Source organism: Botrimarina sp. (assembly GCF_040219535.1).
Lineage (GTDB): Bacteria > Planctomycetota > Planctomycetia > Pirellulales > Lacipirellulaceae > Botrimarina.
Window position 1 is genome coordinate 547,061 of sequence record NZ_JAVJSH010000020.1, and the last position, 16,725, is coordinate 563,785.

At 69.3% G+C, this 16,725-nt stretch carries 10 protein-coding genes; 3 read left to right on the forward strand and 7 right to left on the reverse strand.

From position 1 onward, the window contains the following. Positions 1-146 precede the first annotated feature (146 nt). Positions 147-2,339 carry an inverse autotransporter beta domain-containing protein gene (locus RIC11_RS12510; protein ID WP_350211720.1) on the forward strand — a complete coding sequence of 731 codons (2,193 nt, stop codon included), beginning with the start codon at positions 147-149 and terminating at the stop codon, positions 2,337-2,339. Positions 2,340-2,370: 31 nt separating this feature from the next. Here RIC11_RS12510 and RIC11_RS12515 read toward each other — a convergent pair whose 3' ends face one another. Further along, positions 2,371-3,048 carry a hypothetical protein gene (locus tag RIC11_RS12515; protein WP_350211722.1) on the reverse strand — a complete coding sequence of 226 codons (678 nt, stop codon included), beginning with the start codon at positions 3,046-3,048 and terminating at the stop codon, positions 2,371-2,373. Positions 3,049-3,370: 322 nt separating this feature from the next. Further along, positions 3,371-4,390, reverse strand: a complete 1,020-nt coding sequence (gap, locus tag RIC11_RS12520) for a type I glyceraldehyde-3-phosphate dehydrogenase (protein ID WP_350211724.1) — start codon at positions 4,388-4,390, stop codon at positions 3,371-3,373. Between the two features lie 220 nt (positions 4,391-4,610). Here gap and RIC11_RS12525 point away from each other — a divergent pair, with 220 nt between their 5' ends. Further along, positions 4,611-5,714 (forward strand): NHL repeat-containing protein, encoded by a 1,104-nt coding sequence (locus tag RIC11_RS12525; RefSeq protein ID WP_350211726.1) that lies wholly within the window; start codon positions 4,611-4,613, stop codon positions 5,712-5,714. A gap of 19 nt (positions 5,715-5,733) precedes the next feature. Here RIC11_RS12525 and RIC11_RS12530 read toward each other — a convergent pair whose 3' ends face one another. The 5 genes from RIC11_RS12530 to RIC11_RS12550 form a co-directional block, all read right to left on the reverse strand. After that, positions 5,734-6,726 carry a magnesium transporter gene (locus tag RIC11_RS12530; protein WP_350211728.1) on the reverse strand — a complete coding sequence of 331 codons (993 nt, stop codon included), beginning with the start codon at positions 6,724-6,726 and terminating at the stop codon, positions 5,734-5,736. 4 nt (positions 6,727-6,730) lie between these two features. Further along, positions 6,731-7,186, reverse strand: coding sequence for an ATP-binding protein (locus RIC11_RS12535; protein WP_350211730.1), 456 nt, complete (start codon positions 7,184-7,186; stop codon positions 6,731-6,733). A gap of 47 nt (positions 7,187-7,233) precedes the next feature. Then, positions 7,234-7,587, reverse strand: coding sequence for an STAS domain-containing protein (locus tag RIC11_RS12540; RefSeq protein ID WP_350211732.1), 354 nt, complete (start codon positions 7,585-7,587; stop codon positions 7,234-7,236). A gap of 126 nt (positions 7,588-7,713) precedes the next feature. After that, positions 7,714-8,004, reverse strand: coding sequence for a hypothetical protein (locus RIC11_RS12545; protein WP_350211734.1), 291 nt, complete (start codon positions 8,002-8,004; stop codon positions 7,714-7,716). Between the two features lie 373 nt (positions 8,005-8,377). Further along, positions 8,378-14,536, reverse strand: coding sequence for a S8 family serine peptidase (locus RIC11_RS12550; protein ID WP_350211736.1), 6,159 nt, complete (start codon positions 14,534-14,536; stop codon positions 8,378-8,380). A gap of 553 nt (positions 14,537-15,089) precedes the next feature. Here RIC11_RS12550 and RIC11_RS12555 point away from each other — a divergent pair. Then, positions 15,090-16,556, forward strand: coding sequence for a BBP7 family outer membrane beta-barrel protein (locus RIC11_RS12555; protein ID WP_350211738.1), 1,467 nt, complete (start codon positions 15,090-15,092; stop codon positions 16,554-16,556). The last annotated feature ends 169 nt before the right edge of the window (positions 16,557-16,725 follow it).

Below are 16,725 nucleotides of genomic sequence, written 5' to 3' on the forward strand. Positions count from 1 at the left end.
TCGTGCGGGATCCGCGGCTTGGCGGGAGCTTGAAGCCCGGCCGGATTGGACCGCGGACGCGGCCTGCGCCACGCCGATGGCAATCGCTGAGGCGCCCCAGCGGTGACCCGCTGCGCCCCCGCGCTCGCATCCAGGGACGGATCGCTATGCCCCGTTGGTTGACCGCCGCCGTGACCCTCGCGACGCTCGGCGGCGCGGCGCTCGCCGAGGCGCAGCTGGCGGCTTACGGGCCCTACTACGAGCTCGAGGTCCGCGGCGGCGGCGTCACCGACGACGGCCAAGTCAACTTCTTCTTCCCCCTGCGGCAAGACGGGCAGAGCCTGCTGTTCGCCGACGTGCGCGCCCAGCTCGACGACCGCTCCGGCGCGCAAGGCACGTGGGGCGTCGCGTACCGCCGGCTGCTCGACATCGGCTGGATCGCCGGTGTGAACAGCTACTACGACCTGCGGCACACGACCGCGAACCAGCAGTTCTCCCAGTTCGGCGCCGGCTTCGAGGCGCTCAACCTGACCCAGGGGTTCCGCGGCAACCTCTACCTGCCCGAAGAGGGCGCCAAGACCACCGACCCCGGCGACGCGCCCGCCTCGGCCATCTTCTTGGACGACAACATCTTTATCTCCCGCCCGCGCGAGGTCGCCTTCCGTGGCTTCGACCTCGAGGCCGAGCAGCTCCTCTGGTGGAGCGGCCTGACCGGCCCCGAAGCCCCCGCCGGGCAACCCACGCCCGACGTCGCTTGGTGGGCCAGCGCCGGCGGGTTCCACTACACGCCGACCGTGGGCGAGCTGTCCGACCTGACGGGGCCGCGCGTGCGGACCGAAGCGCGCGTGTACGACCTGCCGATGCTGGGGCACGACTCGCGGCTGGTCTTCGGCGCGCAGATCGAGCACGACGACGTCCGCGGCACGACCGGAACGGCCACCATCACCGTGCGGATGGCGATCGGCCGCCCGCCGGAACGCGGGCGCCGGCTCACGTGGATCGAGCAGCGGATGGTCGCGCCGGTGGTGCGCGACCGGCGGGTCGTGACCGACTTGATCCGCGGCGCGGCGGGCGAGCTCGAGCCCGCGATCAACGCGCGGATCGACCGCCTGATCACCGGCGCGCGGATCATCGACGCGGCCAACCCCACCCCAGAAGCAGAGATCGCCGCGGCCGGCGCGGACAGCGTGGTCATCGTCGACGGCTCTTCGGGCGAGATCGTGCTCCCGTCGACCACCCTCGCGCTCGGCCAGGTGCTGATGGGCGGCCGCAGCGGCCTGCTGGTCCGCGGCGCCGAGACCGGCGCCACGGCGGTCTTCGCCGCGCCGGGCACGCGGCCGACGATCGATCTCGGCGGTGGCGGCCTGACGCTCGCCGACGACAGCACGCTGATCGGTCTGGGCATCGAGGGAGAGAACGCGGCTTCCAGCCCGCTGCTGGTGGCGTCGGATGTCGACGACGTGCTCCTCCGCGACGTGAACGTCGCGGCGTCGGACACGGCGATCCCGTTGGCGATCACCGGCGACAGCTCGATCGCGGCAGACGGCGTTTCGTCGTTCAGCGGCGAAACGGTCGCGGTTACCGTGTCCGACACCTCGTTGCTCTCGATGAACAACTCCGGCGCCTCTGCGCCGGTTAGCGCTCTGGTGTTAGAAGACCAAGCCGCCGCCTTGGTGCAAAACGGCTCGCGCCTCGCCAGCAATGTGGTGACCGTTCAACTCAACGACGATTCGACGGCTGTCATCAGCGGGTCTCAGGTCCTCGTCGCGCAGAGCGGTCCGACGATCGCTCCGATCGCTATCGTCGCGTCGGACACGTCGGACCTGGCGTTGATCAACACCCAGGTGTCTGCCGTCGACCCGTCGAACGGAGCGCTGCAGGGCGGGCGGGGCATCTTGTTCGCCGGTGAGACGCTGACCCTCTCGGGCGGGCAGGTCCAATCGACCGACGTCGCACTGCAGATCGCTCCCGGCCCGACCAGCACCGCGACTCTGTTGGTGCAGAACGCTTCGCTCGCGACGCTAGAAGCCCCCACGATTAGCTACGTTGGGGCCTCCGGCAGCACGGCGACTATCAATGCGACCATCCGGAACAACCAAGTCTCGTCCGGCGTGTTCAGGGAGCTCTCGCTCGACACCGATGCAAGCGACGACACGGTGAACCTGAACTTCGCTGGGAACTCCCTCTCCGGCGGAAACGGAACCGCGGTTCTCATCGGCGACATCAACGTGACGCAGTCCGCTCCCGGCGACGGCGCCCAGGCGATCGACGCGGTGAACAACCTGCCGGAGTTGGCGATCGAAGAGTCGCCGAGCGTCGAATTCGATCAGCTCGAGCCGCCGGAACCGTCGCTGCCCTAAACGGCCCAGCCCAGCCGCGGCGCCACCGCGGTCAGGTCGTGGCCGGTCGCTCGTGGTCGTGGTCGTGGGCGCCCTCTTCGGGGGCGGGGCCCGTCGCTGGGCCGGCGGCGGCATTGGCGCCCGCGTCGTGGGCGCCGGGGTCGTGCGCGCCGGGGTCGTGGCCTGCCGTGTCGTGCGGGCCCGGTTCGGCTGGCGGCTGTTCGTCGGCCGCTTCTTCGTCGGCGTAGGGCGACTCTTTGCCTTTGCCGAGTTGGTACGCGATCAGACAACCGATCGCGAGCCACGCGATATCCAGCGGCGCGCCGAAAGGGTCGTCCACGGTCTGCCGGGCGGGGCCGGTCTGTTCGAGCTGGACCACGGGCTCCGGCTCGGGGAGCGCCGCCCCGTCGCCCGCGACTTGCGGCTCGTCGGCCGGCGCGGCGGCCGCTTGGTTGGATTGAATCGTCACGGGGGCCGACGACTGGGCGGTGAGCCACTGGGCCGTCAGCATCGGACCGACCACCGCGGCGACTGCGGTCGCGGCCGCGGCGACGGCGCCACGCAGGTAAGTCGAAACCCTCGCGGCGCCCAGCGTCCTCATCGCCAGCCCGGCGAGCACGCCGGCCGGCAGGACGGGCCAGAGCGTCTTGATGCCGGGCAACGTGCTCAACGCGGCGATCAGGATCGCGGCGAGGAGAAAGCCGACGACCCCGCCCAGAATGACTCGCATCGTCGGGTCCTGTGCTTCGAGGAGCCGCTGCACCCGGTCGGCGCCGCCGCTCCCAAGTAGCGAGCGGAGGGCTCTGGCCGGACGCCGAGCGGTGTTTTGCGTTCTACGGTGGCGAAGCGAGCCGCGGCCACGCAAGCCGCGGTTCACTCCCCCCCGTTGTACCGTGCCAGCGTTCGGTGAGCGACTTCAATCTGGCAGTTTTAGCCGCCGGACGCCCAGAAAACGCCCGGCGACCGGCCCGTCAACGACCGCGGCCGAGCCGCCTCGTAGGAGGGGCGGCTCGGCCGCGGGGTGGTGTTGGTGGCCGAGGGCCGCTCTTCGGTCAGAGCTGGCTGATCTTGGAGATCAGGTCGACGGTGCGGCACGAGTAGCCCCACTCGTTGTCGTACCAGCTGACGACCTTCAGCAGCTTGTCGCCGATCGTTTGTGTGAACGGCGCGGCGAAGATCGAGCTGTGCGGGTCGCCGATGATGTCCGAGCTGACGATCGGGTCCTCGGTGTAGCAGAGGATCCCCTTCAGCGGCCCCTCGGCGGCCGCCTTCACGGCCTCGTTCACGTCCGACGGCGAGGCCTTCTTGGCGAGGTTCACCGTCAGGTCGACGACCGAGCCGGTCACCACCGGCACCCGCATCGCGATGCCGGTCAGCTTGCCCTGCAGCTCGGGGATCACCAGGCCGACCGCCTTCGCGGCGCCGGTGCTCGTCGGGATGATGTTCACCGCCGCGGCGCGGGCCCGGTACGGGTCCTTGTGCGGCAGGTCCTGCACGTTCTGGTCGTTCGTGTAGGCGTGGATCGTGGTCATCAGGCCGTCTTCGATGCCGAACGACTCGTGCAGGACCTTCGCGACCGGCGCGAGGCAGTTGGTCGTGCAGCTCGCGTTGGAAACGCACTTCATGTCGGCCGTGAGCTGGCTGTCGTTGACGCCCATCACGCAGGTGAGGTCGGCGCCGTCCTTGGCCGGCTGGCTCAGCACGACCTTCTTCGCTCCCGCGTCGAGGTGGCTGTCGTAGCCGGGCTTGCCGTCGGACTTGCGCGAGGCGAACACGCCGGTCGACTCGACCACGACGTCCACGCCCAATTCGCCCCACGGGCACTCGGCCGGGTTGCGGATGGCGGTGGCTTTGATCTTCTTGCCGTTGACGATCAGGTGCTCGTCGTCGTGCGAGACCGTGCCCGGGAAGCGGCGGTGCGTGCTGTCGTACTTCAGCAGCGTCGCGAGCATCTGGTTGTCGGTCAGGTCGTTGATCGCGACGACCTCGAAGTCGTCCGGCCTCTCGGCCAAGCCGCGGAATGTCAGCCGGCCGATGCGTCCGAACCCGTTGATTGCGACTTTGATGGCCACTTGCTTCTATCTCCTGCTATGCGTCGGTGAGACCGGTGAGTTGGCGGACACGCACGCGGCGGGGTTAGGGGGGGCGCCTCGCCGTGGGGTGAGGGAGCCGGCTTGAAACCCTTGCCGCGCAGCAAGTTATAGTGCGGCTTCGACACGCTCACAACCACCGGCGCAGGCCGCCGGGGCTCCGGCCCCGGCGCCGCCGGCGTCCCCAAGGAGGCCCCACCAGATGAACCCCCCCCGCACACTGATCACGCCGGCCGCGGCGATCACGCTCCTCGCCCTCGCGACAGCGGCGATCGCCCACCCCGACCACGGCCCGGCGGTCGCCGGCGCCGCGACGGCCGTCGTCGCCGCCACGGCGGCGGTCGCCGAAGCCGGCCCCGACGCGACGACCGGCTCGGGCGACCTGAGGTTCCGCTACCGGGCGGACCTCAGCCAGCTGCCCGGAGCGATCAACGCCAGCATCGAGCGGGCCCACGGCGGCTTCGCGAAGGCGCCCGACGGGTCGCTTTACTTCGGGCTCAAGGGGGTGGGGGTCGTGAGGGTGTCGGCCGACCTGCGCGAGAAGACGGTCGTCGCGGGCGACCAAGCGATGCAGCACGCCGGGCTGCACAACACGACCTACGTCGACCGCGACGGCGGCCTGCTCGTGCTGCCCGACAACGAACAGGCCAAGGTCTACGTCTTGAAGACCGACGGATCCAAGGTGGGCGAACTCGGCCGGCCCGCTGTCAACGACTACTACCGCGACGACTCCAACCCGTACCGGCCCACCGACACCGACGTCGGAACCGACGGCACGCTCTACGTGTGCGACGGCTACTCGCCGGGCAAGTACGTGGTGACGGCCGACCTGGGCGGCTTGGCGTACAACGATTTCTTCTTCGGCGGCGCGGTCAGCGGGCCGGGTCGGGAAGAGGGGCGGTTCAGCACCAACCACGGCGTCACCCGCGCGCCGTCGGAGGACGCGCTGGTGATCGCCGACCGCGAGCGGCAGTGGCTGCAGAAGGTCACGCCGAAGGGCGACTTCATCGAGGGCTACGACACGGCCGGCGGCGACGTCTGCGACGTCGACTTCGTCGACTTTGGCGGCCAGCAGCTGATGGTGGCCGGGTGCCTCAAGAGCGAGGGGGGCCAGGGGCCCGGCTTTGTGGCGATCCTCAAAGACGGCGAGGTCGCGTCGGTCTTGCGGCCGAAGCTCGACCTCGGCCTGGAACAGTTCCAGCACATCCACAACGCGGTCGGCGTGGTGGTCGACGGCAAGCTGTTCGTGCTGTGCTACGGCTGGAACCCCGGCTGCTACGCGGTGCTAGAGCACGTGGCCCAGTAGCAGCGGGGCGCGCCGCGGTTCAGTCGAGCAGGGTCGCCGCGAGCCACAGGTAAAGCGTCAGCGTCGACAGGTCGGTGGCCGTCAGCACGATCGGGCCCGACGCGATCCGCGGGTCGCAGCGGAGCGCGTGGAGCGTGGTCGGCACCAACACGCCGAGCAACGCCGCGATGACCATCGTCACGCTGACAGAAATCAGCAAGCACATCGCGAGCGCCCCGTCGCCCTGCCACAGCCCGACGGCCGCCGCGATGGTCGCCGCGCAAGACACGCCGAGCAACGCGCCGACGGGCGCTTCGCGGAGCAGCTCCTGCACGACACGCCGCAACCGCATGCGGCTCAGGCTGTGGTGCGCCTGGAGCGTGAGCGTCAGCGACTGGATGCTGACGCTCTCGGCCACGGCGAGGACCACCGGGATGAACAACGCGACCGCCACGATCCGGTCGAGCACGCCCTGGAAGAAGCCGGCGACCACCGCCGCGGCGATCCCCCCGGCGATGTTGCACAGCAGCCAAGGGAAGCGGGCCGCGAACGCCGCGCCGGGCCCCGCGCGGCGGACCTCGGCCAGGCGCACGCCGATCAGCTGGAAGAAGTCCTCGGCGTCTTCGCGTTGGGCTTCGGCGCGGGACAGCTCGCTCATCTCCTCCGCGTAGACCTCCACGTCGACCACGCCGACCAGCCGGCCCTGGGCGTCGACGACCGGCAGCGCGAGGAACCGGTGGAGTAGGAAGAACTCGCACGCGTCCATCAGGCTGGCCGTCGACGGGATGCTGATCGGCGGCGACATCAGCCGCGCGACCGGCGTGTCCGGGTCGCTCATCAGCAGCTCGCGCGTGGGAACCACGCCGACCAAGCGGCCGCCGTCGTCGACCGCGTAGAAGTACACGATCCGGCCCCCCGCGTCCGACTCCCGCGCGGCGCGCAACGCGTCCTCGACGCTGCCGCCCGCCGGGATGCTCACGAAGCGCGTGCGCGCGTGGCGGAGCACCGGCTCTTCCAGGTGCGGTGCGGCCACGGGGTTACTCGTCGTCGGGGGGGCGCTCGTCGTCGGGGGGGCGGTAGCCCCGGTGCGTCTGCACGGTGATGACGTTGCCCCGCTCGTTGAACGACACGTGGGCCATGTACGCGTGGATCAGCGCCATGCCGCGGCCGCCGAAGGACTCGAGGTTCTCGTCCTTGGTGCAGTCGGGCACGTGGTCGGGGCGGAAGCCGTGGCCCTCGTCGGCCACCCGCAGCCAGAACCGGTCGCCGCTCGCCTTGCAATGGACCCGCACCCGCTTGGACTCGTCGCAGTGGTTGCCGTGGCGGATGGCGTTGGTGAGGGTCTCTTCGAGCGTCATCTGCACGCCGAAGAAGTCGCGCCCGTCCCAGCCCAGCCGGGCGATCTGCTCGAGGACCTCCTCGAGGAAGGGCAGGTGCGCGCCGGAGCGGCTCGCGATCTGCTCTTCGGCGGACCAATCCCATCGCTCGCTCAAGGGAGACCTAGCCGGTTGCGGTGGGATGGGGTGTGGCTGGCGGCGGCTCACATGACCGCCAACGCGTCGGCCTCGTCTTCCTTGATCGTGAACAGCCTGGTGAGCTTGGTGATCGCGAAGACCTCGTGGATCTCCGGCCGGATGTTCGTCAGGATCAGCTGCGCCTTGTGGGCCCGGACGCGTTTCTCGAAGCTGATCAGCTTGCCGAGCGCCGCACTCGACATGAACTCGACCGCCGCGAAGTTCAGCACGATCTTCTTGCGGTCGTCCACTTCGACCAGGGCGATCAGCTCTTGGCCGAGCTCTTGGATCGCCTGGTCGTCGATGATCTTCGAGTCGTTGAACGTCACCACCGTGACGTCGCCCGACTCGGCCAGTGAGATGCGTTGCGGCGTGCTCATCGACGCTCTTGTTCGAGGGCGGATCGGGAGAGGCCCGGGGCCGCCGCTGCGGCGACCGGGTCGCTCGCGATGCTATCCCCTACGCCCGCCGTGTCAACGGCGCCACGCCACCGCGGCCCCGCCCGGTCAGCCCGGTTTGGACATCGTCAGGCTGTGAAAGAACAGCACCGCGCCGACCGAGATCAGGCACCAGCCGAGCCAATCCGGCGGCGACACCGATTTGGGCGGCAGGTTCGCCGGCAGCTCGGGCGTCGCGCCGGCCAGGCTGCCGACGGGGTCCGCCCCCTGCTGGGCGCGCTCGGCCAGGAAGCGCGTCGTCTCGGGGGTGAGCACGTACGAGCTGACCATCCGGAACTGCACGCCGAGCAGCACCAGGAACACAGCGATTGCGAAGAATTGGTTGCGGTTGAGGTCCATCGGTCGCCTCCTGCGCCGCCGTCGTCGAGGGCCCGCCGGCCGCGAGATCGGCGGCGGGGGGGGAGGCGCCACCGGCCCGGGCCGGAAGCGGTCGCCCCATCGGAACCGGATCGGCTCGCGCGGGTCCTTGGGCGCAGGGTTCGTCGCTAGCGTTGGACCCTGACGGCCGTACCGGTTGCGCGGGCCCGACCCGCCACGCGGTCCGATCCCCCGGCCGACCGCAGCGGCTCGTCAATGAAAGGGCCTCGGCCTCGGGCGGCGGCCCGAGGAGCGATTCAGCCTTACGCAACCCGACCGGCTCCCCGGCCTTACGGCCTGGGGCTCAGGCCTCACTTGCGAACCAACTTCGCGCGACGCTTCGTCTGCCTACGGGTCAGACGGCGAACGCCTCCTCGAGAGCCAGCTCCTCGGACTCGTCCTCTTCGGCCGCTTCGCCGTAGAACTCCTCGGGGCCGACCGGGGCCGGGTCGCCGTCCGGCGTGTCGTCGACCGACAGCAGGAGCAGCGCCGAGTCGATCGAATCGGCGTCCGTGGCGCCATCGGCCACCGGGGCGTCGGCGAGCGACTCGTCGACCGCCGACGAGCCGCCGCTGGGCAGCAGCATCAGCGACGACGCCGTCGCCAGCAGCGGCTGCTGCTGGAAGTCCTCGACCGGCATCGTGACCGGCCGCGGCACGTTGGCCGGCGACAGCGGCAGGTGCGTCAGGTCGACCACGCGGCTCGGCGCGGGGCCCGTCGTGGCGGCGAAGGCCAGCTGGCTCTGCTCGTACGCGTCGCGCCAGATCGTGAAGTCGGCCGCGTCGACACGGCCGTTGCCGTTGCCGTCCGCGCCGAGGATCGTCGTCGACCCGTAGTTCACGCGCCAGTACTGCCCGTCGGCCTCGTCGACGACCTGGTCGCCGTTGTAGTCGGCCGCCAGAGCCGCCACCTGGGCCGCGCTGCGGCGCGGCAGCAGGTAGTCCTCGACCTCGCCCGCGTTGGCGGCGCCGTCGTAGCTCAGCCCGAACGGCCCCCAGCGGAAGCGGGCCGCGTACGCGTCGGCGCGGGTGCTGACGGCCGCGGGCGTGTTCGCGACGAGGCGGATCGCCTCGCCCGTGCCCAGGTCCTCCACGTCGGTGAAGACCTGCTCGCCCGGGTCGTCCCAGTCGCCGTCGGCGTTGAAGTCGATCCAGGCGTTGAGCACCGCGCCGCCGCCGTTGGCGACGATGTCGAACTCGATCGTGCTGTTGGGCGCGATGGTCTGCGACACGAGCAGCACGCCGTCCTCGTCGTCGACGCCATCGAGGTCGTCGCCGAGGCCGTCGTTGGGGTTGAACGTGTTCTCGCCGCGGGTGGGTTGCTGGAAGCCGTTGTCGTCGATGTCGACCAGCGCCCCAAGCGACATGCCGGGGATCACCACGTGCCGGGCGCCGTTGTCCGACAGCAGCGTCGGGTAGCGGGCGCCGCTCACGCCGAAGTCCGGGTCGACGAACAGGTCACCGAAGTCGGAGTCCCGCGCGTCGAATGCGCCGAACTCGACGCCGGCGATCGTCTGGCCGTCGACCAGGTTGACCGTGATCCCGGCGCCGTCGGCCGGGCCGGTCTGCAGCAGCGGGGTCGACTCGGTGTCGAAGCGGACCTGCCGCGTGCCGGTGATGTCGCTCTCGATGACGAACGACCCGTCGTCGCGGGTCACGCCGGCCGGCTCGCCGGCGTCGTAGGAGCCGTTGTTGTTCGCGTCGATGTAGATCCGCACCGGCGTCGAGGCGCCGATGCCCGGCTCGCCCGGGTCGCGCGTGCCGTCTTGGTCCAGGTCGTTGTAGACCAGGCCGAGGACCTGGGCCGGCTCGCCGATCTCCAGTTGCAGGCCGAAGTCGGCGTCGACCGCTTCGCCCGGCGTGGCGGTGACGGCCTGCACGCCGCTGGCGGGCGAGGTCGTCACGAAGCCCTCGGGGAGCGTCGTCTGGTCGACGACGATGTTCACCTCTTGCGGCGAGAACAGCCCGCTCACGACCAGGCTGTAAGAGCCGGTCGAGTCGGTCAGTTCGAACGGCTCGCCCGCGTCGAACGAACCATTGCGGTTCACGTCGCGGAACACGCGCACGCCCTCGAAGCCCTCCTCGGGGCCGACCTGCTGGAGGCCGTCGCCGTTGCGGTCGCGGTAGACCACGCCCGACGTTTCGGCGTTGGTGAGGGCCGGGTCGACCTTGAGCAAGAAGTTGAGGCTCTTGATCTGGCTGGTGACGCCCTGGGCGATGTTCTCGGCGTCGTTGATGCCGACGTTGTAGAGCTTCTGCGAAGCGTCGAAGCCGACCACGCCGACCTCTGGCTGGTCGAAGTAGCCGATGCCCCCCTCGTCCTCGTTGGTGAGGATGCGGTCGTTGTCGACCCCGTCGAGCGAGATCTCGTACTCGAGCGTCGCCCCGACGTCGTTGAACCACGACAGGTAGGCCGGCGTGCCGGGCACGGGCGGCTCGGGGTTGGCCTCGACGTCGAAGTAGTAGTTGCCGTCGGCGCCGGTCGTGAACCGCTGCACCTTGCCGGTCGGCGTGCGCGAGACCGCGACGCCGTTCACGTCGTACTGGACCTCGTACTGCGTGGCGAGCACCGTCACGCCCGCCGCGAACGACTCTTGGCTGTAGTCGAAGTTGCGGTAGCTGAACGAGTCGGCGCGGAAGTCGCCGGGGAGCTCCCCGTAGAACCCGCTGTTGACCGCGTTGGCGACCGCCACGTTGTCCCCCGGCGTGGTGTACCGGTCGATCGACGTGAAGCTGGTCACCGTGTTCAGCACGAGGCCCTCGTTGCCGGTGGTCACCCGGAAGAACTTCTCGATCGCCGCGGCGAAGTCGTCGGTCACGACATCCGAGAAGTAATCGTCCTGGCTCACGACCGGGTACAACAGCTCCACGCCGGTGTCGGGCGCGACGGTCTTGTAGATCCCGTCGAGGCTGAACTCGTTCTCGGCGGGGGTCTGCGTGTTGGAGTAGGTGACCGAGTCGGTCGGGTCGTCGACCACGACCGACGTGTCGAACTCGACGATGAAGTCCTGCGCGGTCTCCGGAGTGTACTCGGGGTCCGACGTGTCGATCATCGTGACGGACACGCCGCCCAGGTCGATGTACCGATTGAAGTTGAAGTTCTCGTCGGCTTCGGTGCCGTCGATCCCTTGCTTGTTGTCGTCGATCCCGATCTTGCCCTGGATCCGGTTGCCCGTGGCGCGCGTGCCGTGCACGGTGATCTCGAACTGCCCGCCGACGGTCACCGCTCCGAAGCCGTGGTTCTCGACGATCAAGAACCACTCGTCGCTCGGGCTGATGCCGGCGTTCGGTCCGTCGTCGTCGACTTCGGCGTTGGCTTGCAGGCTAATCAACTCGCCCCAGTGGCGGTTGGTGGTCCACGTGTAGCCCTGGCCGTTGGGGAGGGGGTCGGTCTGGTCGGTGGCGACAACCTGGTTGGTCACCGAGCCGTTGATGAAGTCGCCGGCCCCGTCGATCGGGGTCAGTCCGACGTTCGGCGCGATCGACTCCTCGCCGGGGGTCTGCCGCCCCTGCTGCCCCTGCGGTTGCTGCGGCGCGAGGTCCGAGACAGGCGGACGCATCGCGTTGAGTTCCGACTGCGTGCCGTTCGGCGAGATAATCGCGAAACGCAGGTGGTCGACGTCGCCCCCGGAGATGTTGGTCGTCAGCTCGATCTGCTCGATCGACACGAAGTCGGTCAGCACCGAAGGGTCGAACCGGAAGGGGATGCGCGTGGGCCCGCGCTGCGACTGGGGCGGGTCGCCGTCCGGATCGAAGAACGGCGCGCCGGTGATCACCTCGCCGCCGCCGTCGCCGAGGCCGGCGTCGATCTCTTGCGTGGTGATGTCCGAGAAGAACTCGTCGTAGAAGGCCTCGTTGATATTCCCTAAAGAGATGCCGCCCGGCACGGTGAGCACCAGGTCGCCGTCTTCGTCGGTGATGTTGACCGCGGGCTGCAGCCGTACGCTCGCCGTGCCGCCGAGGATCGAGCTGGTGATCGATACCTGGTTGTCCAGGTAGAGGTCGTTGGTTTCCCAGGCCTGAGCGAGCTGTACGGCCAGCTCGGCGTCGAGGTAGCCGTGCCCGTAGGTGACGTCTTCCAGGCTGTTCCCATAGCCCTGGCTCACCGTGTAGCCGGCGCCGTTCTCGAACTCCAGCGGAACGGTCTGGAAGAAGTCGGTGATCGGGCTGATCACCGGCAGGAACCCGGCGTTGTCCGGGATCGTGTCTTCCTGGAACACGATCACCGGGTTGGGAGCGCCGGAGCGGAAGATGTTGAGCCAGTCGGGGCTGAGATCTGGGTCCGGATCGCCCACGAAGTCGGGCACTGGGAAGTTCCCGCCGACGATCGATACGTTCTTCCCAGCGAGGTTCAAGCCGTTGAGCGGTAAGGAACCCGGGGCGGCCTCGAACACCTGCTCGCCCATCTCGCCTTCCATTGCGTCGGGCGGGGGGTCTCCGAAAATGAGCGTGTCTTCGTCGTCGACCGCAGGAGCGTTCGGCCGGACGAGGTTGCCGTTCGCATCGTACAAGAGCACGGCGATCTCTTCCTGCATCTCGATAGGATCGCCACCCTCCATCTCCATGAAGACCGTGCGGACCCGAGTGAGCACGACCGGCAGGGCGTCCGGGTCGTCGCTCGGCACCGCGACGCCGTTCTCGTCGAGCGTCGCACGCCCGTAGAGGCTGTCGTCCATGGGGTCGGCGAACAGGCTCGCGTCCTCCCCGTCGAGGGGAAGGAAGCCGTTCGGGACCGCGAACTGCGGGAGGTCGTAGCCGTAGGGGCCGGTGAGCCCATCGAAGAAGCCGACCGGCAGGGGGGCGTAAACGAACGGCGCGCCGAGGTCGACGTTCGCGTTGCGGTTCGCGAAGAAGCCCCGCTCGGCGAGGAAGTCCTGCAGTAACGGGTTGTACTCGGGGTTCGGGATGATCGCGTTCTCGATGTCGGCGGTCCCGTCGCCGTCGGTATCGAGGTTGTACGTGTAGTACTGGGGGAGCTCGTAGTTGTCTTGGAACTCCTTCAGCTGGTTGACGATCCAGCTCTCGTCGAACTGGTCGTTCTGCCGCGCGGACATCAGCAGGATCTGCTGCACGTCGCGGTAGGAGAGGTTGGGGTTGGCCTCCAGCATCAGGGCCACCACGCCGGCGACCTGCGCGGCCGCGTACTGCGAGCCCTGCGCGGCGGTCGTGTAGTCCGTGTCGGCGAAGTAGTCGCCGTCGAACTCGAAGTTGAACACCGGCGCCTGGTTGAGGCCGTCGTCGCCGGCCGGGTCGGTCGTGATGAGGCCGGTCTGCCGGTTGACGAACGTGTTCAGGTCGACGTCTCGCGCGCCGGTCGGAGCGACCAAGAACACGTTGGCGCCCCCCTCGAATTGGCCTGTGAACGTGCCGGTGGCGTTGTTCTCGAACTCCCCGTCGTAGTCGACGCCGCCGACGGTGATCGTGTAGATCGAGTTGGCCAGCTGGTTGTACTGGCTCGACGCCATGTCCCCCAGCGGCGTGAACGGCGGGGTTACCTGATTCCGCCCGGCGTCGTCGCCCGCGGGGACGATGTGGATCGAGCCCAATGACCTGATCTCATCGGGCGAGATGATGCCGTCGGCGTGGATGTCGACGTACCGCGCCCGCCCGCCGATGGCCGTTTCGCGGATCGCGTCGACGATCGAGATCACTTGCAGCGGGTTCTCGGTAGAGAAGCCGACGGGCAGCAGGTCGACGATCCGGTCCTCTTGCAGGACGAGGTTGCCGTCCGCGTCGAACTGCCGCTCGATGAACTCGCCGCTGTGCAGGAAGATGTCGGTCACGAGCGACGGGTCCTGCGCGAGGATCGGCCGCCCCTCTTCGTCCAGCCCGACCTGGATCAGGCTGCCGCCGAGCACGTCGTCGGCCACGCCGTCGCCGTCGCCGTCTTGGATGAAGCCGGCTTGGAAGCGGATCGCGCGGTTGATCGCGTCGATCGTCGGGAAGATCGCTTCGAACTGACCCGGGTCGAGCCGGATCGGGATGATGTCCGACCCGTACGCGATGCCGATGATCCCCTCGCCGTTGTCCCGCGCGCCCACGATGCCGGCCAGACCCGTGCCGAGCGCGTCGGTCGGGTCGTCGTAGGTGGGATCGTTGTCGCCCGCGAGCAGGTCGAGCAGGGTGGTGAAGTCTTGGCCGGCGAACGCGTTCGCCAGGTCGGGGTGATCCAGGTCGAAGCCGCCCGCGATGATCGCGACCTGGATGCCTTGGCCCGTGAGGCCCAACTCCCACGCGGGGATGACGTTGATGTCCTCACCGGCGACCGCCAGTTGCTGGCCGAACGTGGGCGACGTCGGATCGAACTCGACGTTCTGCCCGTCGGCGTCGAGGTTCCACTGCTTCTTGAAGTAGGGCTCGTCAGTCGGCGTGCCGACCACGGCCATCATCTGCCGCGACTCGAGCCGCTCCACCTCGCGCCGACGCGGCGCGCGGCGGACCGGGCCTTCGGTCCGGCCGGTCAGGCGAGAGAAGAGGTTGCGGCGAGACCGGCGAGCGGGGCGGTTCTGGCGCACTTCGGCTGTTTCCTGAATCTAAAGCAAGTCGGGAGCGCCCGAGCGGCGGCCGGCGCGAATCAACACGCGCCGGGCTCTACGCTAGGGACGGCGGCCTGGGCCGCGGGGGGTTCCGGTTGGCAGGGCGGGGCGAGCCACGCCGTTTGGCTGAAAGCCGAGTCGCTGTGAGGGGTGAGCAGAGGCCGCAGCCGCCGCAATAACAGGCCGAGCCTGTCGGCCGCTGTCACTTGCGGAAGGCCGACTTGTCTGGGTGACGTGTCCTGGCTGAAGTTGCCCACGCAGCGTGGGCCACACAAGCGGCCGTGCTTGCCCGTTCCAGCCAAGCTAATCCGGCCGGAAATCCGCGTCAAACTTCTGGTTACGTCGATTCCCGAGAGCCGGCCCCCCTGCGGAGCCTGCAAAACTTTGCCGCTTGTGCCGGAAGGACTGATTCGCCCGATCAAACCGCTCCGATAGGTAATCTCGAACGAACCGTTTGCGCGGGCGCCGGGCCGGCGTCGCAGGCCTGCTGCGACGCGCCCAGGCTGCCGCGACACCGTTTGGGGGGGAATCGATGAGGACTCTTCGTGCGGCCGCTCTTGGGGCGGCTTGCGGACTGGCGACCGCCGGATCGGCCCTCGCCCAGAGCGGGCTCGTGCAGCCGGCCGCCATCGGCGGCCCGGCCGGGGCCGTGTACCAGCAGCCCGTCCAAGGCCCGCCGGCGAGGCCGGGCGACCTGGTCGACGCGCACGGCGACCCGGCCGTGCTGCCCTCGTCGTACGCCAGCCCGGTCGGCTACCACGGCGGCGGCTACGAGGGTGGCGGCTACACCGAAGGCGGTTACGACGGCGGCTGCTACGGCGCCGCGCCGGCGGGCGTCGACTACGGCCACGGCGGCGGCTACGGCGGCGGCTACTGCCCCGACGCGGGCTGCTACGGCGGCGCGGCCGGCGGCCCCTTCGGCGGGGCGTTCACGAACACCGACCAGTGCGGGCCGCACTACTTCGACATCTCCGCGGAGTACCTGTTCTACTCCCGCGACGACGACGCCGTCCGCCAAGACACGCTCTTCTCGACCCTCGGCTTCGTCAACGACCCGCTCAACATCCCCGACGGCAGCCGCGCCCTGTCCGGCGCCGACCTCGACCAAGAAGACGGCGACGGCTACCGCCTGACCGGCCGGATCGACGTGGGCGCCCTCAGCGTGGCGGAGTTCGTCTACAGCGACATCGAGTGGTCCGAGCGGGCCTTCGCCACGAACGACGGCACGACCCGGTTGTTCTCGATCTACAGCCTCTACGGCTCGGCGACCAACGGCCCGTTCGGCGTGGGCGGCTCGGCCGGCCCGCCGACCGGCGCGAACTTCGAAGAGACCGCCAACGCGCTGCGGCACGAGCTGGACTACGACAGCTCGCTGCAGACCGCCGAGGCCAGCTTCCGCCGCTACTGGGTCGGCTACGACCCGCGGGTGAGCGGCACGGTGCTGGTGGGCTTCCGCTACACGAACCTCAGCGAGTCGCTCGGCTTCTTCTCGTTCTCGAACGTGACGACCGACCCCGGCCCCCCGGCGACGATCGTCGGCAAGTCGTTGTCGGTCCTGACCGAAGCGGACAACGACCTGGCCGGCTTCCAGTTCGGCGGCGACGCGTGGATCACCGTCTTCCAAGGCTTCCGCGTCGGCGCCGAGGGCAAGCTCGGCATCTACAACAACGACTACAAACTGCGCCAGCGGTTCCAGGCGTCCGATGGCTCGCCGACGGCGGCGAGCGAGATCGCGTCGGGCGACCAGGTCGCCTTCCTGACCGAGGCCAAGGTGTCGTTCGTGGCCGACGTGAGCCCGTCGTGGTCGATCAAGGGCGGCTACGAGCTGCTCTACATGACGGACCTCGCCCTGATGCGGGACCAGGTCGCGTTGGCCCAGCCCTACGGCGACATCAACAACATCTCCGCCCAGGCGCCGTACCAGGCCCTCCAGCCTGCCACGGTCGACGGCGAGGTGCTGTTCCACGGCTTCCACGTCGGCCTGGAATACATTTACTGAGATTTTGCGGGGTGAACCCGTTCGCCAAACGAAGTGTCTTACCGCCCGCCGCCCCGGAGGCTTCCCTCCGCGGGCGGCGGTTTGCGTAGGCGCCTCGACCCTCCGGGATATACTGGGGCAGGCGGCCATCAGGCCGAAGCGCCCGGCCCGCCCGGCTGCCGACGCCCCG